Source organism: Thiogranum sp., from assembly GCF_058323355.1.
Window position 1 is genome coordinate 42,251 of sequence record NZ_JBTTIO010000066.1, and the last position, 21,366, is coordinate 63,616.

Genomic DNA, 21,366 nt, shown 5'->3' on the forward strand with positions numbered 1-21,366 from the left:
TCAGCCAAACATACCCTTCAACATGAAGAAGAACACAATAGCCAGCAGGCCGCCGGCTGGCAGGGTGACGATCCAGGACATGAAGATGTTGCGGATCACGGTCATATTCAGCGCCTCCATACCACGCGCCAGGCCGACGCCAAGTATCGCGCCCACCAGTGTATGGGTGGTGGAAATCGGCAGCCCGGTACCCGAAGCCAGCACAACTGTTGTGGCTGCCGCCAGGGTCGCCGCAAAGCCCCGACTCGGCGTCAACTCGGTGATGTTGTTGCCCACCGTGGCAATCACGTGTTTGCCGAATGTCGCCAGGCCCAGCACGATACCCGCACCGCCCAGCAACAGCACCCACATCGGCAGCAGGGATTTTGACGCCACTTCACCACCGCTTTGTACAATACTCACCACGGCCGCCACCGGGCCGATGGCGTTGGCAACATCATTGGAACCGTGCGCAAAAGCCATCGCGCAGGCGGTGACAACCATCAGCACGCTGAACACGCGCTCCACGTTGGTGTAGTGAAAGTCCTTGTCGACCGAGGGGTCCAGCTGGATGCGGTTAACAAAATAACGACCGGTAAAGAACATCACCAGACCGACCGCAAATGCATAGCTGATATTCTCTATTGGCGTATTTTCCAGCCCGACATGCTTCAGACCTTTCATGAAGGTCACCAGCGCGATAATGAAGCCGACCAGGAAAATATAGTACGGCACATATTTCTTGGCACTGCGGAACGGTTCTTCGGTATTGAGTATCAGGTTCTGTACACTGCGAAAAAGTGAATAGGCAATAAACCCGGCCAACAAGGGGGACACCACCCAGCTGGCCACGATGAAGCCAACCTTCTCCCACTTCACCGCATCCATACCGATGCCGACCATGGCAAAGCCGACGATGGCGCCAACAATTGAGTGTGTGGTAGAAACCGGCCAGCCGTTTTTGGATGCAATCAGCAACCAGACACCCGCGGCCAACAATGATGCCAGCATGCCGTAAATCAGTAGTTCGGGCGAGGCCGACAGCATGTCGGCATCGACAATACCCTTGCGGATCGTTCTGGTTACCTGGCCACCGGCGAGTATGGCGCCGGCAAACTCGAACACGGCGGCAATAATCACCGCCTGTTTGATGGTCAGCGCTTTGGAACCGACCGAGGTTGCCATCGCATTGGCCACATCATTGGCACCGATACCCCAGGCCATGAACAGGCCGAACACACCGGCAAGAATCAGGAAGACCGCACCGTAGGTCACAATAATATCCATGTGTGACCCCTAGCGTGCCAGCATCAATTGCAGACGACTGCCGACGCGCTGGGCGCGGTCGGCCAGTTCACCGGTCCAGTCAATAATCTTGTACAGGAACATGACATCGACCGGGTCGAACGCTTTTTCCACCGCGAAAATCTTGTGGCGGATATCGGCCTGGAGTCTGTCGGTATCACTCTCGATGGCATCGAGCTTGCTGATCATCTTGACGACCAGTTTGACTTCCTGACCACTGAACCCGGTACCCACCAGTTCGTCCAGTTCGTTTATGGCGCGATTGGCCTGCTCACAGGCATCGACACAACGTTGCACATATTTCAGGTAGTCATCGTGAATGATTTTGGGCAGCACCATGTGTCGCCCGAGGATAACGCCGGCGATGTCCTTGGCGCGGTTGGCAATCGTATCCTGCATGGTCAGCACTTCCAGCAGGTCACGGCGCGACACAGGCATGAACAGCCCTTTGGGCAGGTGCAAGCGAAGTTGCTTCTTCAGTACGTCCGCTTCTTTCTCCAGGTCGGAGATCTGCTTCTGTATCTTACCGACCTGGTCCCAGTCTTCCTTGATGACGTATTCGAAAAGAGGAACCAGTTTCGATACGCAGGCCATGACTTTTGCCATGTGCTGCTGCATGGGTTTGACAGGCGAGCTGCCAAAAATCCCCGACATGTAACCACCACCTGCCATGCTCATTTCCTCCCGGCGTCATCACGTGTAAAGCGGGCGCAAATAACCCGCGGCCGCGCGGACATTCCAGCGGCTCGTTTTCAGGACTGCATTGTTAGGGAAGGTCTGATCAATTCGTCATCCCGGCGCAGGCCGGGATCCAGGGTGTTGAATTTCCTGGATTCCGGCCTGCGGAATGACGATTTCGGATTAATCAGACCTTCCCTGGAATTTGACCTGTTCAGCCAGCCGGCCGAACGCGGATGACGACATCCACACCCTCGAGTTCTGTGCCTTCGGGTAGCTCAGGCAGTTGTTCGGCCAGGATGTCCTGCGCATCGATATCGGACAGCTCACCGGTAGCGGTGTTGTAGACATGGTGATGCGGTGTGCTGTTGGTGTCGTAAAACACCCGGCTCGGGTCAATAATGACCTCGCGCAGGATACCCCTCGCCGCGAACAGCCCCAGCGTGTTGTAGACCGTCGCTTTTGAAACCGGCCTGCCCGTCTGTTTCATTTGCTCCAGCACCTGGTCAGCACTGAGATGCTGGTGAGCGGTTAACAGTACCTGGGCAATGTGTACACGCTGGCGGGTCAACTGGATTCCCGCAGCCAGCAGCTTGTCGCTGGCCGTGCTTTCGTCGAGCAGATCAATAGGTGATAACTTAACCATGGTGTTAGTATACGCTGGCATTTTAGACGAAGTCCAGATCGACTAGTTCATGGATTTTGCTGCTATAACTTCAGGCAGATAAGCCATCGCATCGAGTTCCGGCTGGCGCCCGACAAGCTGATCAGCCAGCAACCGCGCCGAAGCCGGCCCCAGCACCACGCCATTTCGAAAATGCCCCGCACACACATACAGGTTGAGCAATTCCGGATGCACACCAATCACCGGTATACCGTCCGGGGTTCCCGGGCGCAGACCTGCCCAGTGACATTCAATCGTCAGATCTGCCAGCGCCGGCATCAGTGCGCAGGCGGACTGGCTGAGATCATCCAGGGCTTCACGGGTGGTTCGCTTCTCGAACCCTGTATATTCCAGCGTGCTGCCAAACAACACACGCCCATCACGTCGCGGAATGACATAACGCCCCTTATGCAGTGTGATATGGCGCACCAGACCCGCTGGACCACGGAACAGGATCATCTGCCCACGCACAGGCTGTACAGGCAAGGTTAACCCGGTTGTCTCCAGCAACCCGGCTGTCCAGGCACCGGTTGCCACGACAAAAGCACCGGCACTTGTCTCACCACTCACAGTACGCGCGGCCACGACGCGTCCCTTCTCGCAGCGCCATCCAAGCACCCGGGCATTGCGCCGGAACACCACGCCTCGACGTTCCAGTGCCACACGCAGGGCACGCGTCATTCTCGGGTTGCGCACCTGAGCCACATCAGGCATCCACAGGGCATCTTTTATCGGTACGGCAAGCTGTGGTTCGATTTCTTTTGCTGTCGAGGCACTGACAGTTTGCAGATCAGCAGCATAACGTTGCGCCCAGTGCCGGGCATCATCAACGTCCTCAACATGGGTCATCAACAGGCCGGATGGTTCATATTCGGGGTCGATGCCAGTTTCTTCCTGTAAGGCTTCGACCAGCGCCGGATAAGCATGCTGACTCCGGCGTGCCAGCTCGCTGACCGCATCGGGGTAACGCCATGGATACAGCGGCGAGAGAATACCGCCACCCGCCCAGGAAGATTCACGGGCCGGCTGACCGCGTTCCAGCAACATCACGGAAAGCCCCGCAGCACTGAGTTCACGCGCCGTCAACATACCGATAATGCCGGCCCCGACGATGACAACGTCGGCTTTCATGCTGCGCTTACCCGGTTAAAACGGCTATCAGCGATTCCAGCAAGCCGTACCGGCGTATGGCGGATCTTCAACCGGCCCCTGCGAATTGATGGCGAAAATACCGCACTCATCTGACTGCTGCGCACCTTGCGGGATGGCCTTGCCGAGGAAATCCGCTGCATCGCTGCGCTCGATCTGCACCTGGTAATAACCCTTCGGTGACTGGTCACCGGACCAGCGAAGCGCGTCAAGATCAGCGGCATAAGCAGCATTCCCTGCCCGCCAGCGTTGCTGGGCGAGCTGTAACTGCAATAACACGGACATGGCGTCACTGCGCCGCGACTTTGCCATGAAACCGCTGTAGGAGGGAACTGAAATGGACGCGAGAATCGCAACAATGGTCAGTGCTGTTAAAAGCTCAAGTAAGGAGAAACCGGCTGATTTATACCCAGACATAATGCAATTCCTTTTGCTGAACGGGTTACTCTGCGCGGCACGCAATCCTTGCGCGCTACGGGAAACCGACTATACTCGGCGCGACAAACGGGAACAAGTCGAACACCTTCAGGGGGTCGTATCATGGATGATGCGCAACACGAAGGTTTCACGCTCGTCGAGTTGCTGATCGCCCTGGCTGTCACAGCACTGCTGGCCGGAGTAGCGGCACCTGCCATGGCGCGTTTTCTGGATAATGCACGACTGCGTGCTGCCACAGAGGACATTGCCCGGGAACTCGTACAGGCGCGAAGCCATGCCTATACCTTTCGCAAGCCGGTTTATTTCAACATTACCGTTACGGGTACTGCCTGGTGCTACGGCTGGGGTGAAAATCCGGACTGTGACTGCAGCAGCGGCAACGCTGCAACTGTCTGCCAGACCGGTGAACCGGACCTGAGCCAGAGCCACCTTCAGACCTCCGCCGACTATCCGCAGATAAGCCTGACGTTGCCGCCCCGTCAGGGCTCATCACGGCTGCTGCGGTTTTCAGCCATACGCGGAACAGCCACCGCCACGTCTTTTTCACTCGCAAACCGCAACAGCGAAACACGTGTCATTGTCAGCATTCTGGGCCGTGTGCGCACCTGTTCGCCTGACACCGGGGGATACCTGGCATGCTAGCCGGCGCCGAATGTCACAAGGGTTTTGCCCTTGTCGAACTCATGATAGCCAGTGTTATCTCTCTGACCGCACTGTCCGCCATTGTCACCGTCTACGCGGCAACCGCCCGACACACGACCGCACAACTGTCGCGTGCGGATCTTCGCCAGCAGCTGTATACCGTGACGGAACTTATTGCGTCCGATATCCGCCGCAGCGGTTACTGGGCGTTCGACCCGCTTGCCGTTTCGCCCGCTGAAAACCCCTTCGAACAACCGGAAAACCGCCTGCGCAGCGGCGCGCTGGACAATGAACCCCCTGCATCCTGCCTGCTGTTCAGCTACGATCTCGACAGTGATGGACGGGTAGGAAAAGGACAATGCAGGGCGGGTGAATGCACCCCTGAATCGGATGACGACAATGTCGAACAGTTCGGTTATCGACTGAGCCGGGGGCGTATTCAGGTACGTTATGGCGGGACCGAATCCGCCTGTAACAGTGGCTACTGGCAAACGGTTACGACGGCGGCCATCGTCATCGACGAGCTGAATTTCACGCTCTACTCGAACTGCATGAACCTCAGCGAACCGCAAGCCCCCTGCACACCCGAAACACCGGCACTGGTTCGGCGTGCCGTGGAATTCCGTATTGAGGCTTCTTTGGCCGGGAACAGTGAAATCACGCTGGAATTGTCGCGCTGGGTTGATCTGCGCAACGCACAATTGCGGGAGGCAGTGGAATGAACCGGACAACCCGCTACTGCCCGCTCCGTCAACGCGGGCTGGCAACGCTGCTGATTGCACTGGTACTGATGATGGCGACCACGGTCCTTACCCTGTCTGTGGCGCGCTCAGGCATCAACCAGGCGAATATCGACACGAACCAGCAGTGGCGTGATCGCCTGTTTATCGCGGCAGAGTCCGCGATAGAACGCCGGTTATCCCGCCTCGATGAAATACCGGAACCGGAATGGCAGCAACGTCCCGACAGCGAACAGGAGGCCTGGCAACAAAGCGCAGATGACGGCCGGATCCGTACCGACCTGCAACTGTTTCGCTCGCCGCTGCCGCGCCGTTTTATTACATTTCTGGCCTCGACAGGTCGCAGCGATGGTTCAGGCCCGGGCGTACAGGTCACACGCCGGTTTCGCCAGCTCGGCATCCTCTCGCCCGTTGCTGAAATGGCACCGCCACTGGTTATCCAGGGTTGCCTGACAGACACTTCACCTGACCAGCAAATCTATCCCGTGAATGCTGACAGCGAGCGTGCAGGCGATGCGATCTGGCTGACCGCCGGCAGTTGCCCTGCGCCTGAAACAGACACACACGAAGGCGCTGTCCGCGTCATGGTATTTCCCGGTGAATTGTGGGACACACTGTTCACACTGGACCGGGAAGCCTACACTGAACTGGCGAACCAGCAGCAGAACCTGCCTGATGACCAGCGTCGCTACTGGGTCGCCACGGCGGACGACCTCGATAATGAAGGCCGCTGGTCGCGCAGCCTCGGCACACCGGACCAGCACAGCCTGCTGTACTTCCCGGCGGAAACCGGCTGCCCCGGATTTACAGCCGGTGTTCGTATCTATGGCGTGGTGTTCGTTGACGCGCCCTGCACCCGCCCACTGGCCCTGACGTCTCTTGATATTGTCGGCCTGCTGGTTGTCAATGGACAACTGAACCCGGGGCCGGGTCTGGTCAGAATCGCCCATATACAAGTCGAGGATCCCCGGCAAACGGCCCTGCGCTTTCCGGCACTTCACCTCATTCGCGTCCCCGGCAGCTGGAAGGATTTCTGATGACACATCCACAAACCGGTTTCAGTCTCATCGAAGCACTGATCTCCCTGCTGGTGCTCAGTATTGGCTGGCTGGGTCTGGGGCAGCTGCAGGCCAGCCTTTCCATCTCCGGCCGGAACCAGTCGGACACCGCCTATGCGCGTCTGATCCAGTCTGATTTATATGAAAAAACGGTAAGTTATGAACTATCCGGCATTCCGGAGAACCCACCCGACAACGGGTCGGTATCCACGCCATCAGGCAACTACACCATCCAGTTCTCCCGCTCGGCAACTGATGTAATGAGCGATACCACGATAGAAGTTGAGTGGGTGGATCTGGGTAATACCAGAAGTGAAACAATTACTTTAATAACAAGTCGTTACCCAACCCCTTATAACACCCGCTGGTTACTCAACCGGCCCTGATCCCCGCTTTACCCCGACTAACCTGCCCAGCGGCGGGCTATCCCGTTCTGATTACTATCAAGTTTTTCCTGATCAAGCCCCTATAGAGCGAGCAAGCGGAGGCTTTTGGCCCTGATCGGGCGAAAAACGGCCGTTCGTCGCAATTCCCCGTCCGCTGGTCGGAATACGATTTACCACGACAAAAAACTGACGTTAAGTACACCATCATGAAAAGCGAAAACGGATTCACATTGGTAGAACTGATGATCACCCTGGCGATCGGGGCGATCCTGCTGACCATCGGCGTGCCGAGCTTCCAGAACTACATCCTCGACAACCGGCTCGTGACGCAGGCAAACCGGATAACCACCGACATCAATATCGCCAGGAGTGCCGCCATCAAGTACCAGCGCGACGGGCAGATCTGTATCAGTTCCGACTCCACCACGGCAACCCCCACCTGCACCGGCGGCACAGACTGGTCGGTGGGCTGGATAGTCTGGGTGGACAAAAACCGGGATGGAACACCCGATGCACCGGACGAAATCGTCGTGGCGGCTGAAGCACTGTCAGGCACAACCACGCTGACAAGCACAGCCCTCAGCGCAATTACCTACGACTCGCGTGGCTTTGCCACTGTCACCGACACGCTGACACTTTGCGATGACCGCACCGGTGAAGTCGGGCGCAGCATCGATATCCGCGGTGCCGGGCGCATCAACATCTCCAAAGACACCAGCAGCTGTTAACCATCAGGAAATGTAGCGGACAACGACTCATGCCAGGTACAAAATACATCACCACATCAGGCCAGCGGCCACAGCAACAGGGCTTCACCATGATCGAGGTTCTGGTGACCGTCATCATCCTGTCGATCGGGCTGCTCGGCCTGGCCGGATTGCAGGCCACCTCCCTGCGTAACAACCAGAGCGCGTTCCTGCGTTCCCAGGCAACCATTCTGGCCTATGACATTGCCGACCGCATGCGCGCCAACACTGCAGCAGTGATAAATGGCAACTACGAATTTGACTCCAGCGCCGGCCTCCCTACCACTGTGGCCGGTTGCACAACAACAGCCGGGTGTTCAACCGCTGACATGGCGCAAAACGACCTGGCCAACTGGAGCAATACCGTCACCAGGCTGTTACCGGATGGCGCCGGCATTGTCTGCCTCGACAGTGACCCGGCAACTGCGGGCTGTGACGGTGCCGGCACACAATTCGTTATCACTATCTCCTGGACCGAGGTTGGGGACGGAAGCACATCCACCTTCGTTACGAGTTTCCAGCCATGAAGACATATTCAACGATAACAAACCGATCCCGGGAATCCGGCCTGACGCTGGTCGAGGTCATGATCGCCATGCTGTTGAGCGTGATTCTGCTTGGCGGTGTGATACAGATATCCTCCAGCACAAAAGTCAGCTACCGCACCAATGAAGCCGTAGCCCAGCTCCAGGAAAATGGCCGTTTTGCAACCGAGATTCTGGCCCGGGACATTCGCATGGCGGACTTCTGGGGCTGTGCGGATGATATCAGCAAAGTCACCAACAACCTGGACAGCGCTGGCGCAGGGTATATCGATTTCTCTAATAATGGCGGGGTCGGGGGAACCGAGGGCGGCGCCTTGCCCGATACACTGGTTCTTGCCGGCGGCTTCGACAGTGGTATGCAGGTGGAAGCGCCGTTTGGCCCAGAGGCTTCCGCCACTATCAAGGTTTCCTCCAGCAATGGCCTGAATCAGTTTGATATTGTGATTGTGAGTGACTGTACTTCAGGCGACATCTTCCAGATAAGTACTGACCCGGGCACATCCGGCATTCTGGTTCACAACACCGGCGTTGGAAGCCCGGGGAACTACAACCCCATGGGGAATAGTGGTTGTCCCGGCGCCAACGCCCACTGCCTGTCCAAAGTCTACGATGGTAATGCCAGCGTATACCGTGTCCAGCAAATTACATACAACATCGCTGCCGGCGCTTCCGGTCAGCCGGCATTGTTCCGGAATGGCGATGAACTGGTCGATGGCATAGAGGACTTCCAGGTTCTGTACGGGGAAGATATCGATGGTTCGGGTTCCGCCAACCGATACGTCAACGCCAACGATGTCAGCAACATGAACAATGTCGTCAGCCTGCGTATCGCACTGGTGGCGCGAAGCTACGAAAACAACGTAACCACTGGTGGCCAGACCTACGATGTTCTGGGTACATCAAAAACGGCCACCGACAACCGGCTACGACAGGTCTACACCTCAACTGTCAGCATACGCAACCGACTCAAATAGAAACGCAATTCAGGTCGATAAATATCATGAACAGAACGCATAGAATGAACCGGAACATTCACCATAAACAACGCGGCGCCGTGCTCGCGGTTGCGCTGATGATTCTGCTGGTTATGACCATGATTGGTATCAGTGGAATGCGTGGAACGGTTCTGCAGGAGCGCATGGCCAGCAACACCAAAGACCGTAACCAGGCCTTCCAGGCCGCCGAGTCCGCGATGCGCGATGCAGAAGCCTATATCGAGAGCATTGTCACAACCGGCTCATTCGATGGCAGCGCCGGATTATTCGGTGAAACACAGACAGAACCCGACTTCCTTGACGCCACCACCTGGACGGATAACACACTGTCTGTCGAAGCACCGAACCTGCCCGGCTCCTATTCACCACCACGTTATTTTATAAAACAGACCGGCAAGTTAACAGGACTCAAGGGCGCACTGAACCTTACCGGATATGGAGGACCGCCAGGCGGGGGCGATGCAACAGTCTTCAAAATAACGGCGCGCGGGATTGGCGCATCACAGGACGACGATGGTGTATCCACTGAAGTCATTCTGCGTTCCTACTACGGACGAATTTTTTAACCTGAATTTTTTCCTCGTCACAGAGGGGGAACCCATCATGCGCAATACAATAAAATACAACTTCTACATCACTCTAGGCAGCCTGATCTTCATGCTTGCCCTGTCTCCTCTGTCAGCAACGCGTGCGGCACCCGGCACACTGGCAACATCTCCATTGTTCCTGTCCAACAGTGTTGACCCCAACATCATGTTTGTGCTTGACGACTCGGGCAGCATGGACTGGGGCACCATGACCCCGGAAGCCGATGGCCTGATAAACCTGGTATTTGGCTATTTCTACACGCACCCGGCCCCGGAAAACGATTATTTCTGGATTGTCCCCACAGAGGAACAACTAATCGCACTGGGTGAACCGGCACCGACAGGCGGCGTCTGGCGCGCATGGTTTTCCGGTTATAACACCCTCTACTATGACCCTGCTGTCACCTATGTCCCGTGGCCCGGTGAAGACCCCGGGGGGAACACCTACACAAACAGCGTACCAACTGCCGCCATGGTCAACCCGGCAAACCCCGCTGCCGGCACCGTTGATCTGACTGCAACAACCAGCTACAACACGGACTACGGCCTCAACCAAGGCCTGGGTATGTTTACCGTCAACAACTTCTACCCTGCCCGCTACTACACCTGGACAGACAGCAATACCAATGGCGTCGTTGACCCTGGCGATGCACACACCCTGGTTGAAATACGCAGTGCCGGGGGCCCCTATACAGGCAGCGCCAACCGCAGCGACTGCGCCGCAGCCCCGGTTTGCGACTATAACGAGGAAATACAGAATTTCGCCAACTGGTTCTCTTACTACCGCAAGCGCGAGTATGTCGCCAAGGCAGCCTATGGCCAGGTCATTGCCGCGACCAACGAGGCCAACATGGGGCTGAAAACCCTGTGGAACAACAATGGCGTCAACACTCCCCTGCAACAAATGAACAGTGACATCACATCCGGCAACAAGGGCGCGTTGCTGGATGCTGTATACGACTTCAACGCGTCAGGATCGACGCCGCTTCGCATTACTACAAATGATGTGGGCCGCTATATCGCCTGTGAAGCAAACACCATTTCAGGAACCTGTCCTGCGGCCCCTTCAGGTAATGGTGGTGAATGCCAGCAGAATTTCAGTGTCATTATGACCGACGGTTTTTACAACGGTGGCTTTGACCTTACCGACAACGCTGCGCCTTCGGCCAGCAGTGACAACGAGGATGGTGATAACGATACAGCCTGGGACTCACCGGACAGCGGACCCTATGGCGACATCTACAGCAACACGCTGGCAGACATCACCATGCATTATTATGAAACCGACCTTCGCCCGTCCGTCACCAACAACGTACCCACAATGGCCGGTGTCGATGAAAATGATGCACAGCATATGGTGACCTATACGATCGCTTTCGGTGTAGACGGCACTCTTTCCGATGCCGACATGCCGACAGACACGGTCAGTCCGTTCACCTGGCCGGATGCTGATGCGGGTGACCCCGAGAAAATCGATGATATGCGCCATGCGGCCTGGAACAGCCGTGGCGAGTTCCTGAGTGCAAAGAGTGCCGACAAGCTCATCACCAGCCTGCGCGGCGCACTGGCATCCATCAGCGGCCGCACGGGTTCTGCAGCCTCGGTTGCTTTTAACACCGGTTCACTCAGCACCAACTCAGAGGTCTACCTTGCACTGTTCAACAGTGAACGCTGGAGTGGCGACATGCTGGCGTTCCCGCTAGACCCGAATACCGGCGTTATTAACCCGAACAGGTCATGGTCAGCGGCCGCGCAACTAGACAGCCGGAATCTGTCAACCAACCCAAGAACCATTCTCACCCACAACGGAACGGACGGTATTGCGCTGCAATGGAGCACCCTGTCAACGGCGCAAAAAAATGACTTCCGGACGAATTCAAGCGGGTCACTGGACAATGAAGCAACCGGAATGGCCCGGCTCGCACACCTGCGTGGCGACCGCAACTGCGAACCTTCGACAGCCGGCACCTGTTCATATACTGATGGCTCGAATACATTCAACACCAAGAGCCTGCGCGAGCGCGACAGTCGGCTCGGCGACATCCTGCACTCCGGACCTGTGTTTGCCGGCCAGCCGGAATCAAACTGGCCCGATATCGCGCCTTTCCCGAGCACGCCAGGATCAACCTATACCGACTTCAAGACCGCCTACGCGAACCGTACCGGCGTTGTGTATGCAGGCGGTAACGATGGCATGCTGCATGCCTTCCTTCAGTCCAGCGGTGATGAATTGTTTGCTTATGTGCCGGGTACATTGTTCTCAACCAACGCCGCCGAGGGGCTGCACTACCTCAGCGACCCCGGCTACAGCCACCGCTACTATGTTGACCAGACTGTCTCAATCGCCGATGCCTATATACAAACCACGCCGACCGGCACTGTCGGCTGGAAAACCGTGCTGGTAGGCTCACTGCGGGGTGGCGGACGCGGCCTGTTTGCGCTTGACGTCACCGACCCGACAACCATTAGCGAAAGCAGCTCCGTGCCAGCGAACACGGTTATGTGGGAATTCACCAATGCCGATGATGCTGACCTTGGTTTCACATTCAGCCGTCCTTCTATTGTTCCACTGGAAGGCGCCAGCGGATCCATTCGCTGGGCGGCCATTTTCGGCAATGGTTATAACGACACCGGATCCGGGCAATCAACATTGTTTATCCTGTTCCTCGAAGCAGGACTCGATGGAACATGGACGCCTGCCAGCGACTACATCAAAATCCCGACCGGCGTTGGTTCAACCACCGACCGCAACGGCCTTGCAACACCAGCCGTTATCGACAGCGATGGCGATGGTTTTGCCGACCGGGTCTATGCAGGCGACCTGAAAGGCAACATGTGGGCCTTTGACCTGTCCGGATCAAATAGCAACAACTGGGATGTCGCCTACAAGGCAGGTGCAACACCCACCCCGTTGTTCACCACGGCAAGTAACCAGCAAATCACTACGATGCCGGTTATTGTGCGCAACTCGGATCAGCCTACGTCGGTGACCAATAACCCCAATACGCTGGTCATCTTCGGTACCGGCCAGTACCTCACAACAGGCGATATCAGCACGACCAATACCCAGTCGATGTACGGTATCTGGGATTCCGGAAGCGACAATCTGACGCGTAGCGACCTTGTCCAGCAAATCATCGGCACCGATGTCTCCACCGAGTCGGTTAGCGGGCGGACTCTGACGGACAATACCGTGAATTATGCGGGAGCAGACAAAGGCTGGTTTATGGACTTTACTGCGGGAGAACGGGTTATCACCGACCCGGTAATCCGTGGCGACCTGGTGTTCTTCAATACCACCATTCCGGACAATAACCCATGCAACTACGGTGGCAGTGGCTGGTTGATGGTCGCCAAATGGATCAATGGCGGACAACCGGACGAAGTGGCATTTGACCTGAATGGCGACGGCACCCTGAGCAGTCTCGATGAGGTAGGTGGTGCTGCCGCCGCCGGCCAGCAAATCACCGGACTGCCGACTTCACCCGTGAACCTGGGTAACAAACGCTACGTTGCAACCACTGAAACCACTGACGGCAGCAGCGTTGAAACCACAGAGATTCAGGATATAACGGGGCCGGATACTGGCCGATATTCCTGGGAAGAACTCTTGCTGTAACCCCTGATCAGGAGACAGAACATGAAGCAGTTACTTTATACCATTACCCTGGCCGCCATGCTGTTCGCCACGACAGCGAACAGCGGCTCCCTGCCGGACCATTACCCAGACGGCTTCCCGGTATCGGGAACCCTTGATCGGGTGGATCTTGGGACGCGCGAACTCGTGATCAGTGACATGCAGTTCTACCTGGACGAAAACGTTACTCTGCACTCACTCTCCCGTGTATCGGATTCACTGGGCCGGCTAAGACCCGGCATCAAGATAGGTGCGAAGTTTACGATGTATAACGGAAAGCGCATAGCAACAGAACTCTGGCTGCTACCCGGCACTTACGACAAGCGCGGCCGCTAACAACATGGAAACCACCGGAATGAACGGGAGAACGACATGAAACACAGCACAGGATTTACGCTCATCGAACTTATGATCGTCGTTGCCATCGTCGCTATCCTGGCCAGTATTGCCTACCCGGCCTACCAGGATCAGGTTCGAAAATCACGGCGTGCAGACTGTCAGGGTTCCCTGCTTGGTCTCGCGAATGCGCTGGAACGCTACTACACGGCCAACAACACGTTCACCGGTGCCTCGCTGGGCACTAACGCTGGCGACATTTTCCCGGCACAGTGTCCGATCGATGGTGGAACGCCAACCTATACCCTGTCAATCAGCGCCGCCAGCAATTCAGCGTATACCCTCCGGGCCACACCTGTTGCAGGCGGTCCGCAGGACAGTGACAAATGCGGAATACTGACTCTGACAAGCACAGGCGTGAAGGATGTGCTAACTGCAACTTCAGGCGTTACTGCGACGGATTGCTGGTAAGCCGTAACGCCTTCGGCATGGCAAAGGTGATCGTTTCTTCGCGGCCGGCAAGCTCCTGAACGCCGGCCGCGCCCCATTCCTCAAGGCGCGCTATAACCTGTTGCACCAGCACTTCCGGTGCCGAGGCGCCGGCTGTCACGCCAACCACCGGGCTGTCCTGCAACCACTCGCGTTCTATCTGCTCCGGCCCATCGATGAGATAGGCCGTGACCCCGCGCTGCTCGGCCAGCTCACGCAAGCGGTTTGAATTGGAACTGTTTGGCGAACCAACCACCAGCACCAGATCCACCTGCCCGGCCAGCTTGCGGACAGCGTCCTGGCGGTTCTGGGTGGCATAGCAGATATCATCCTTACGCGGTCCTTCAATGTCGGGGAAACGCGCGCGCAGCGCATCAATCACCCGGGCCGTATCGTCCATCGACAGTGTCGTCTGCGTGACATAGCTAAGGTGGGAACTATCATGGACTGCCAGCCGCTCAACATCGTCAATGTCTTCCACCAGGTAAATCCGCCCACCAGTGGAGGTATCATACTGCCCCATCGTGCCTTCCACCTCAGGATGACCTTCATGCCCGATCAGGATGCACTCCCGTCCATCCCGACTGTAGCGCGCAACCTCCATGTGCACCTTGGTCACCAGCGGACAGGTCGCGTCAAAGACACGCAGGCCCCGTTGCCTTGCCTCTTCCTGCACAGCACGCGACACACCGTGCGCACTGAAAATTACCGTTCCATTATCCGGCACTTCATTCAGCTCATCGACAAATACGGCGCCGCGGTCACGCAGGTTACCGACGACATAGCGATTGTGTACCACCTCATGCCGCACATAGATTGGCGCACCAAACAGCTCCAGCGCACGCTCGACAATATCGATTGCGCGGTCTACTCCGGCACAGAAGCCACGTGGGTTAGCCAGCATTACCTGCATAAGAATTTCCTGTGAAGTACTACTGTCATCCCGGCGTAAGCCGGGATCAAGGCCTACCAACGACCCACTTCTCTGGATTCCGGCCTGCGCCGGAATGACGAATATGAAATAACATCCACTTGTATAAAATTATAGCCACTTACCAGACCGTACGGCGCTACTCCTCATCAAGTGGCGGGTATTCCACGGCAAGAATCTCCACTTCAAAAACGATCTCGCGACCGGCCAGCGGGTGATTGAAATCGACCTTTACCCGGTCATCGTGTACATCAAGTACAGCACCGGGAATTTCCTGGCCCTGCTCGTCGGTAAAACCGACGATCTGCCCGGGCGCCGGTGTTATATCAGCCGGGAAGACCGCACGATCCATCCATTTGACCGCCTCTTCACTGCGTGTGCCAAAGGCCTGTCCCGGCATCAGCGTCAGTGTCTGTTGCTTGCCTGGCAACAAACCATACAAGGCAAGCTCCAGCCCCTTGTCGAGTTCACCCTCACCCATGACGAACGTCACCGGCTCGTCAGCGAAACTGCTGTCGACTTCCATGCCATCTGCCAGGCGCAGGGCATAGTGCATGGTCACGCGGCAACCGACAGAAATGGTCATATCAATCTGCGTCCCGTGGTGTAAACAGGCTGTCCCAGATCAGCAGTGCTGCGCCTGTTGTAATAGCCGAGTCGGCAATATTGAAGGCCGGCCAGTAGAACTCCCGGTAATACACCTGGATAAAATCCACCACATAACCCAGCCACAGGCGGTCAATCAGGTTTCCAACCGCACCACCCAGCACCAGTGCCAGCGCAAAAGCAAGCAGGGTCTGGCCCGACTTCAGGCGACGCAACCAGAGCGTCAGGAATATTGCCGCACCCGCTGAAACCACAACAAAGAACCAGCGCTGCCAGCCCGATGCTTCACTGAGAAAACTGAATGCCGCACCACGGTTGTACAACAAGGTCAGGTTAAAGGAAGGGAAAACAGCCAGTGGCTGACCATACGCCAGCAGGTTATTTGCCAGTGATTTTGTCAACTGGTCCAGTACGACAACAAGCAGGGCAAATGCCAACCATTTTTTCACGTCAGTACACGATGTCAGGCAAAATGCCGTGACTCTCCATCGCCATCGACATTGTCGATACAGCGTCCGCACAGTTCGGGGTGCTGACTGCTGGCACCGACTTCTTCGCGGTGATGCCAGCAACGCACACACTTGGCATGTTCGGACGGCTGCACCAGAATCCCCAGTTCTGCACCATTCAGGTCAGCACTCACGGCCTGTGCCGGCGTTTCATCAAGCGGGTGCAACCTGGCATAGGAGGTAATCAGCACAAAACGCAGCTCATCTTCGAGACGGCCGAGTTTCTCCAGCCAGGCACGGTCACAATACAGGTCGACCTCGGCGTCCAGTGATGAACCAATGTCACCCGCCACGCGCAACTTCTCAAGCTCCTTGCCAACCGCCTCGCGTACTGCAAGTACATCCTGCCAGTAGGCCATGTCAAAGCGCGCCGCGGCTTCATCGCCCGCCGGGAACATCCCGGGCAATTCAGACCAGGTCGACAGCAACACGGACCTGTCACGCTTACCCGGCAGGTTGCGCCAGATTTCCTCGGCGGTAAAACTCAGGATCGGCGCCAGCCAGCGCACCAGCGCTTCCACGATGTGGTACATGGCCGTCTGTGCGGAACGCCGTGCCACACTGTCCGGCTGCGTGGTGTACTGGCGATCCTTGATGACATCGAGATAGAAACCACCCAGGTCGTTGGCGCAGAAGTTATGCACCTTCTGGTAAATATGGTGGAACTCGTAGGTTTCGTAGGCACGCGTGACTTCATCCTGCAATTGCGCGGCACGCGCCACGACCCAGCGGTCCAGCATCAACATATCCGTCGGCGCCAGAAGGTGCTGTGCCGGATCGAAGCCGTTGATGTTGGCAAGCAGGAAGCGCGCCGTGTTGCGCATGCGTCGGTAGGCGTCCGCCGTACGCTTCAGAATCTCGTCCGACACGTTCATTTCATTGCGGTAATCGGTTGCGGCAACCCACAGGCGCAGGATGTCCGCACCCAGGCTGTTGACCACCTTCTGTGGCGCGACCACATTGCCCTTTGACTTGGACATTTTCTGGCCTTTGGCATCCACTGTGAAACCGTGGGTCAGCACCTGCCGGTAGGGCGCCTTGCCGTGCATGGCCACTGAGGTCAGCAGGGAAGACTGGAACCAGCCGCGATGCTGGTCGGAGCCTTCCAGGTAAAGATCTGCGGGAAAACCCAGCTCTTCACGTCGTTCCAGCACACACTGGTGGCTGGCGCCGGAGTCAAACCAGACATCCAGCGTATCGGCGACCTTGTCATACTGGTCTGCTTCATCGCCAAGCAACTCGGCCGCGTCCATTTCAAACCAGGCATCGATACCGTGCCGTTCCACACGCAGCGCAACTTCCTCGATCAAACGCGCCGTATCGGGATGCAGTTCACCGGTCTGTTTATGCGTAAACAGCGCAATCGGGGCACCCCAGGTGCGCTGCCGGGAAATACACCAGTCGGGCCGGCCCTGCACCATGCCTTCGATGCGCGCCTGACCCCAGTCCGGCATCCACTCCACCTCGTTAATTGCCTGCAGGGCGGCCTTGCGCAGACCGTTCTGCTCCATGCTGATGAACCACTGCGGTGTGGCGCGGAAAATAATCGGCGTCTTGTGGCGCCAGCAATGCGGGTAGCTGTGACGCAACGCCTCGACGTGTACCAGCGCACCCTTCGCTTTCAATACGTCGATGACATCGTCGTTGGCGGAAAAGACATGTTTGCCCGCAAACAGTTCTGTGTCTTCCAGAAACACACCGTTTGCACCCACCGGGTTATCGACCGGAATGCCATAGCGCTGACCGACCACATAGTCATCCTGACCGTGTCCGGGCGCGGTGTGTACGGCGCCGGTACCGGCCTCGGTGGTAACGTGATCGCCGAGAATTACCGGTACTTCGCGATCGTAGAAAGGGTGCCCCAGCTTCAGGTGCTCAAGGTCCGCACCCTTGCAGTAGGCCACCACCTGGTACTGCTCACAGTCGTAACGCAGCATGGCATCCTTCAACAAGGCCTCGGCAAGCAACAGGCGTTCCGTACCACGGCCCAGGTCCGCCTGCACCAGCGCATAGTCCAGTTCAGGGTTGACCGAGACAGCACGGTTGGCCGGTAGCGTCCAGGGTGTCGTGGTCCAGATAACAACGGATATCGGGCCTTCACCCTTGTGTCCTTCGGGATGGTGGCAGCGCGCCAGCAAGACTTCTTCATCCAGCACGGAAAAGCGTACATCGATGGCTGGCGAGGTCTTGTCCTCGTACTCCACTTCGGCTTCCGCCAGTGCGGAACCGCAATCCGTACACCAGTGCACCGGCTTGTAACCCTTGTTCAGGTGGCCGTTGGCAATAATGCGCCCGAGCGCACGAATAATGTCGGCCTCAAAACGGTAGTCCATGGTGAGATAGGGATGTTCCCAGTCTCCGATCACACCCAGCCGGATAAAGTCCCTGCGCTGGCCATCGACCTGCCTGTGTGCATAGTCCCGGCATTTTGCGCGAAAGGTCGAGGCATCCACCTTGCGCCCTACCTTGCCGACTTTCTTCTCGACATTCAGCTCGATGGGCAAGCCATGGCAATCCCAGCCCGGCACATAGGGCGCATCGAAACCAGACAGCGCCTTGCTCTTTACAATGATGTCCTTGAGGATCTTGTTGACGGCATGACCAATATGAATATCGCCATTGGCGTACGGGGGGCCATCGTGCAGCACGAATCCTGGCCGCCCTTTACCCTGTGAGCGCAGGCTGGCATAGAGGTCGATTTCATCCCAGTATTTCAGCATTTCCGGCTCCCGGTTGGCGAGATTCGCCTTCATCGGGAATGCGGTCTTTGGCAGATTAAGGGTGTCTTTGTAATTACTCACTCGTGTACTCACTCGCTGAAAAACTGTCGCGCCTGCTCGGCGTCCTGCGCTATCTGCTGTTTCAGTGCCTCGAACGATTCAAATTTCTTTTCGTCGCGAAGCTTGCTGCAAAATTCAATATCCACATAGTGCCCGTAGATATCCCGGTCGAAATCGAACAGGTGCGTTTCCAGCACCGTTTCGCTACCGCACACGGTGGGCCGTGTGCCAAGGTTGGCAACACCGGCCACATGGCTGTTACCGAGGCCATGTGCCCGCACGGCAAACACACCACGCAGGGGAGACACAGCACGGTGCAAGTGCACATTGGCGGTCGGAAAACCGATCGTACGACCGCGCTGCTGGCCCGGCGCCACCCTTCCGCAAATCCGGTAAGGACGACCCAGCAGCTGTTGTGCTGTGTTCAGCTCACCGGTAGCCAGCGCCTCGCGGATACGCGTGCTGCTGACACGTTCACCGGCCTCGACATGGGTCCGGGTACTGACCACCTCGAAACCGTGCGCCTGGCCCGCCTGCTGCAAAAAAGGGAAATCCCCGCTACGGCCCTTGCCAAAACGGAAATCATCACCGATTACCAGGTGACGCACATCCAGTCCATCCACCAGGATATCCTGCACGAACGCCGCGGCATCACGTTCCGCCAGGCGCTGGTCAAAGCGCAGGCAGACGACCTGCTCTACACCCAGCTCATGAAACAGCGTCAACTTGTCGCGCAGCCGTTGCAGGCGCGCGGGCGCTGTAGCGGGCGAAAAATATTCCTGCGGCGTTGGCTCGAACACCATCACCGTGACGGGCAACTGCAATTCGGCAGCACGCGCATGCAACTGTTCCAGCACCGCCTGGTGCCCGCGATGCACGCCATCGAAATTGCCGATTGTCAGCGCACAGCCACGCTGCGCGGCAGGCATATTGTGAAGACCCCGTATCAGTCGCATCAGTCTACAGAAAACCGTGAATTATAATGATCGAAACCGTCATGTCATGGATTGCCGGCCGCTTTCTCCACCGGCGCGCGAAAGGTGGACAGCTTCACGCCAACCAGTCTCAGTGCCAGCAGGTAACTGACCACCCCGGCGACAACCCACACACTGAGCTGTGTTACCCGGCCAACCGTATCCAGCCCGGCCCATTGTGCCGTATCCGGCATACCCGTGCCGACCACGGCCAGCATGATTGCCACGCCAACCAGGATCTGTACCAGCAGCCGCGCCCAGCCAGGCTGTGGATGGATCGCTTCAGCACGCCGCAGCGCCCTGAACAGCAACGCCGCATTCAGGTACGCCGCCAATGCGGTCGCCAACGCCAGACCGGCATGCGCGCCAGGCACCTCCAGCAGAACCATCGGCACCACGAACAACACGTTCATCACCATATTGGCGATCATCGCACGTATGGCGATCTTTACCGGTGTTACCGTATCCTGGCGTGAATAGAAGGCCGGGGCCAGCACCTTGGTGAGCATGAACCCGGGCAGGCCAAAACCGTAGGCCAGGAGTGCCAGAGCCGCCATATCGACATCATTGCCCGCAAACTGGCCGTGTTCAAAAAGTGTCGATATGGCAGGGCGCGCCAGCAACATCAGACCCGCCATGGCCGGTATGCCAATCAGCAACACCCAGCGCAAGCTGGCATCGACAATATGCGCAAACTGCTTGCCGGAACCACTGGCGTGTGCACGTGACAACACGGGCAAAATGACTGTCGCCAGTGCAATACCGAAAATCCCCAGCGGGAATTCCACCAGCCGGTCGGCATAGTACAGCCAGCTGACACTGCCGGTCACCAGAAATGAGGCCAGTAAGGTATCGAACAACAGATTGATCTGGGAGACGGAAGAACCGACGATGCCTGGCACCATCAGCTTCAAAATCTTTCTCACGCCTGCATCACGCACGCCCCAGCGAGGTCGTGGCAACAGCCGAATCCGCGCCAGTGACGGCAGCAGAAACAGCAGCTGTACGAAACCGGCCACGAACACGCCCCAGGCCACGCCGACCATGGGTTCTTCCAGCTGCGGCGAAATCACCAGCGCTGCGGTGATCAGCACCACCTTCAGCCATACGGGTGTGAACGCCGCGGCTGCAAAACGGCCGTAACTGTTGAGATTTCCTGCCGCGAACGCGACCAGCGCCATGAACAGCAGGT

Annotated in this window: 22 protein-coding genes; 11 read left to right on the plus strand and 11 right to left on the minus strand. The window is 57.4% G+C overall.

The window, feature by feature from the left end; all coding sequences use genetic code 11:
• From ACW81B_RS10440 to ACW81B_RS10460, 5 genes are all read right to left on the minus strand, one after another.
• Positions 1–1,266: an inorganic phosphate transporter gene (locus tag ACW81B_RS10440; RefSeq protein WP_491580168.1), complete on the minus strand. Its 1,266-nt coding sequence runs from the start codon at positions 1,264–1,266 to the stop codon at positions 1–3.
• 9 nt (positions 1,267–1,275) lie between these two features.
• Complete coding sequence (locus ACW81B_RS10445; protein WP_491580169.1) at positions 1,276–1,956, minus strand: TIGR00153 family protein; 681 nt, start codon at positions 1,954–1,956, stop codon at positions 1,276–1,278.
• Positions 1,957–2,176: 220 nt separating this feature from the next.
• Positions 2,177–2,608, minus strand: a complete 432-nt coding sequence (locus ACW81B_RS10450; RefSeq protein ID WP_491580170.1) for a Fur family transcriptional regulator — start codon at positions 2,606–2,608, stop codon at positions 2,177–2,179.
• Between the two features lie 42 nt (positions 2,609–2,650).
• A complete protein-coding gene (thiO, locus tag ACW81B_RS10455; RefSeq protein WP_491580171.1) occupies positions 2,651–3,757 on the minus strand; it encodes a glycine oxidase ThiO in 1,107 nt (368 codons plus the stop codon).
• Between the two features lie 27 nt (positions 3,758–3,784).
• Entirely contained in the window at positions 3,785–4,192 is a 408-nt protein-coding gene (locus ACW81B_RS10460) for a type IV pilin protein (protein WP_491580172.1), read from the minus strand.
• A 123-nt stretch (positions 4,193–4,315) separates the two neighbouring features.
• Between ACW81B_RS10460 and ACW81B_RS10465 the strand changes: the two genes are divergently transcribed.
• The 11 genes from ACW81B_RS10465 (at position 4,316) to ACW81B_RS10515 (ending at position 14,356) form a co-directional block, all read left to right on the plus strand.
• Entirely contained in the window at positions 4,316–4,855 is a 540-nt protein-coding gene (locus tag ACW81B_RS10465; protein WP_491580173.1) for a GspH/FimT family pseudopilin, read from the plus strand.
• Positions 4,849–5,577, plus strand: a complete 729-nt coding sequence (locus ACW81B_RS10470; RefSeq protein WP_491580174.1) for a hypothetical protein — start codon at positions 4,849–4,851, stop codon at positions 5,575–5,577. Before ACW81B_RS10465 ends, ACW81B_RS10470 begins: the two co-directional genes overlap by 7 nt.
• Entirely contained in the window at positions 5,574–6,632 is a 1,059-nt protein-coding gene (locus ACW81B_RS10475; protein ID WP_491580175.1) for a pilus assembly PilX family protein, read from the plus strand. Before ACW81B_RS10470 ends, ACW81B_RS10475 begins: the two co-directional genes overlap by 4 nt.
• Entirely contained in the window at positions 6,632–7,039 is a 408-nt protein-coding gene (locus ACW81B_RS10480; RefSeq protein ID WP_491580176.1) for a prepilin-type N-terminal cleavage/methylation domain-containing protein, read from the plus strand. Before ACW81B_RS10475 ends, ACW81B_RS10480 begins: the two co-directional genes overlap by 1 nt.
• Positions 7,040–7,245: 206 nt before the next feature.
• Positions 7,246–7,767, plus strand: a complete 522-nt coding sequence (locus ACW81B_RS10485; RefSeq protein ID WP_491580177.1) for a GspH/FimT family pseudopilin — start codon at positions 7,246–7,248, stop codon at positions 7,765–7,767.
• A gap of 29 nt (positions 7,768–7,796) precedes the next feature.
• Entirely contained in the window at positions 7,797–8,312 is a 516-nt protein-coding gene (pilV, locus tag ACW81B_RS10490; RefSeq protein WP_491580178.1) for a type IV pilus modification protein PilV, read from the plus strand.
• The gene (locus ACW81B_RS10495) at positions 8,309–9,304 is read left to right on the plus strand and encodes a PilW family protein (protein WP_491580179.1); all 996 of its coding nucleotides are present in this window, start codon (positions 8,309–8,311) and stop codon (positions 9,302–9,304) included. The genes pilV and ACW81B_RS10495 overlap by 4 nt, the downstream gene beginning before the upstream one ends.
• 44 nt (positions 9,305–9,348) lie before the next feature.
• On the plus strand, positions 9,349–9,891 hold the full coding sequence (locus tag ACW81B_RS10500; RefSeq protein WP_491580180.1) for a pilus assembly PilX family protein: 543 nt from the start codon (positions 9,349–9,351) through the stop codon (positions 9,889–9,891).
• 37 nt (positions 9,892–9,928) lie between these two features.
• Positions 9,929–13,531 carry a pilus assembly protein gene (locus tag ACW81B_RS10505; RefSeq protein WP_491580181.1) on the plus strand — a complete coding sequence of 1,201 codons (3,603 nt, stop codon included), beginning with the start codon at positions 9,929–9,931 and terminating at the stop codon, positions 13,529–13,531.
• Between the two features lie 21 nt (positions 13,532–13,552).
• Positions 13,553–13,885, plus strand: coding sequence for a hypothetical protein (locus ACW81B_RS10510; RefSeq protein WP_491580182.1), 333 nt, complete (start codon positions 13,553–13,555; stop codon positions 13,883–13,885).
• Positions 13,886–13,921: 36 nt separating this feature from the next.
• Positions 13,922–14,356, plus strand: a complete 435-nt coding sequence (locus tag ACW81B_RS10515; protein ID WP_491580183.1) for a type IV pilin protein — start codon at positions 13,922–13,924, stop codon at positions 14,354–14,356.
• Here ACW81B_RS10515 and ispH read toward each other — a convergent pair.
• From ispH to murJ, 6 genes are all read right to left on the minus strand, one after another.
• Positions 14,334–15,287, minus strand: coding sequence for a 4-hydroxy-3-methylbut-2-enyl diphosphate reductase (gene ispH, locus ACW81B_RS10520; RefSeq protein WP_491580184.1), 954 nt, complete (start codon positions 15,285–15,287; stop codon positions 14,334–14,336). The genes ACW81B_RS10515 and ispH overlap by 23 nt on opposite strands.
• A gap of 157 nt (positions 15,288–15,444) precedes the next feature.
• The gene (locus tag ACW81B_RS10525) at positions 15,445–15,891 is read right to left on the minus strand and encodes an FKBP-type peptidyl-prolyl cis-trans isomerase (RefSeq protein WP_491580185.1); all 447 of its coding nucleotides are present in this window, start codon (positions 15,889–15,891) and stop codon (positions 15,445–15,447) included.
• Position 15,892: 1 nt separating this feature from the next.
• On the minus strand, positions 15,893–16,360 hold the full coding sequence (gene lspA / locus ACW81B_RS10530) for a signal peptidase II (protein ID WP_491580186.1): 468 nt from the start codon (positions 16,358–16,360) through the stop codon (positions 15,893–15,895).
• Positions 16,361–16,374: 14 nt separating this feature from the next.
• Entirely contained in the window at positions 16,375–19,221 is a 2,847-nt protein-coding gene (gene ileS / locus ACW81B_RS10535) for an isoleucine--tRNA ligase (RefSeq protein ID WP_491580187.1), read from the minus strand.
• 8 nt (positions 19,222–19,229) lie between these two features.
• Positions 19,230–20,156 (minus strand): bifunctional riboflavin kinase/FAD synthetase, encoded by a 927-nt coding sequence (ribF, locus tag ACW81B_RS10540; RefSeq protein WP_491580188.1) that lies wholly within the window; start codon positions 20,154–20,156, stop codon positions 19,230–19,232.
• A gap of 44 nt (positions 20,157–20,200) precedes the next feature.
• The coding region (murJ, locus tag ACW81B_RS10545) for a murein biosynthesis integral membrane protein MurJ (protein ID WP_491580189.1) at positions 20,201–21,366 on the minus strand (1,166 nt) is incomplete at its 5' end.

What these genes read in the sequence shown, in the direction of transcription:
- ACW81B_RS10440 (WP_491580168.1), bottom strand. Translation starts at nt 1,266, where the DNA reads ATGGATATTATTGTGACCTACGGTGCGGTCTTCCTGATTCTTGCCGGT.
- ACW81B_RS10445 (WP_491580169.1), bottom strand. Translation starts at nt 1,956, where the DNA reads ATGGCAGGTGGTGGTTACATGTCGGGGATTTTTGGCAGCTCGCCTGTC.
- ACW81B_RS10450 (WP_491580170.1), bottom strand. Translation starts at nt 2,608, where the DNA reads ATGGTTAAGTTATCACCTATTGATCTGCTCGACGAAAGCACGGCCAGC.
- thiO (WP_491580171.1), bottom strand. Translation starts at nt 3,757, where the DNA reads ATGAAAGCCGACGTTGTCATCGTCGGGGCCGGCATTATCGGTATGTTG.
- ACW81B_RS10460 (WP_491580172.1), bottom strand. Translation starts at nt 4,192, where the DNA reads ATGTCTGGGTATAAATCAGCCGGTTTCTCCTTACTTGAGCTTTTAACA.
- ACW81B_RS10465 (WP_491580173.1), top strand. Translation starts at nt 4,316, where the DNA reads ATGGATGATGCGCAACACGAAGGTTTCACGCTCGTCGAGTTGCTGATC.
- ACW81B_RS10470 (WP_491580174.1), top strand. Translation starts at nt 4,849, where the DNA reads ATGCTAGCCGGCGCCGAATGTCACAAGGGTTTTGCCCTTGTCGAACTC.
- ACW81B_RS10475 (WP_491580175.1), top strand. Translation starts at nt 5,574, where the DNA reads ATGAACCGGACAACCCGCTACTGCCCGCTCCGTCAACGCGGGCTGGCA.
- ACW81B_RS10480 (WP_491580176.1), top strand. Translation starts at nt 6,632, where the DNA reads ATGACACATCCACAAACCGGTTTCAGTCTCATCGAAGCACTGATCTCC.
- ACW81B_RS10485 (WP_491580177.1), top strand. Translation starts at nt 7,246, where the DNA reads ATGAAAAGCGAAAACGGATTCACATTGGTAGAACTGATGATCACCCTG.
- pilV (WP_491580178.1), top strand. Translation starts at nt 7,797, where the DNA reads ATGCCAGGTACAAAATACATCACCACATCAGGCCAGCGGCCACAGCAA.
- ACW81B_RS10495 (WP_491580179.1), top strand. Translation starts at nt 8,309, where the DNA reads ATGAAGACATATTCAACGATAACAAACCGATCCCGGGAATCCGGCCTG.
- ACW81B_RS10500 (WP_491580180.1), top strand. Translation starts at nt 9,349, where the DNA reads ATGAACCGGAACATTCACCATAAACAACGCGGCGCCGTGCTCGCGGTT.
- ACW81B_RS10505 (WP_491580181.1), top strand. Translation starts at nt 9,929, where the DNA reads ATGCGCAATACAATAAAATACAACTTCTACATCACTCTAGGCAGCCTG.
- ACW81B_RS10510 (WP_491580182.1), top strand. Translation starts at nt 13,553, where the DNA reads ATGAAGCAGTTACTTTATACCATTACCCTGGCCGCCATGCTGTTCGCC.
- ACW81B_RS10515 (WP_491580183.1), top strand. Translation starts at nt 13,922, where the DNA reads ATGAAACACAGCACAGGATTTACGCTCATCGAACTTATGATCGTCGTT.
- ispH (WP_491580184.1), bottom strand. Translation starts at nt 15,287, where the DNA reads ATGCAGGTAATGCTGGCTAACCCACGTGGCTTCTGTGCCGGAGTAGAC.
- ACW81B_RS10525 (WP_491580185.1), bottom strand. Translation starts at nt 15,891, where the DNA reads ATGACCATTTCTGTCGGTTGCCGCGTGACCATGCACTATGCCCTGCGC.
- ribF (WP_491580188.1), bottom strand. Translation starts at nt 20,156, where the DNA reads ATGCGACTGATACGGGGTCTTCACAATATGCCTGCCGCGCAGCGTGGC.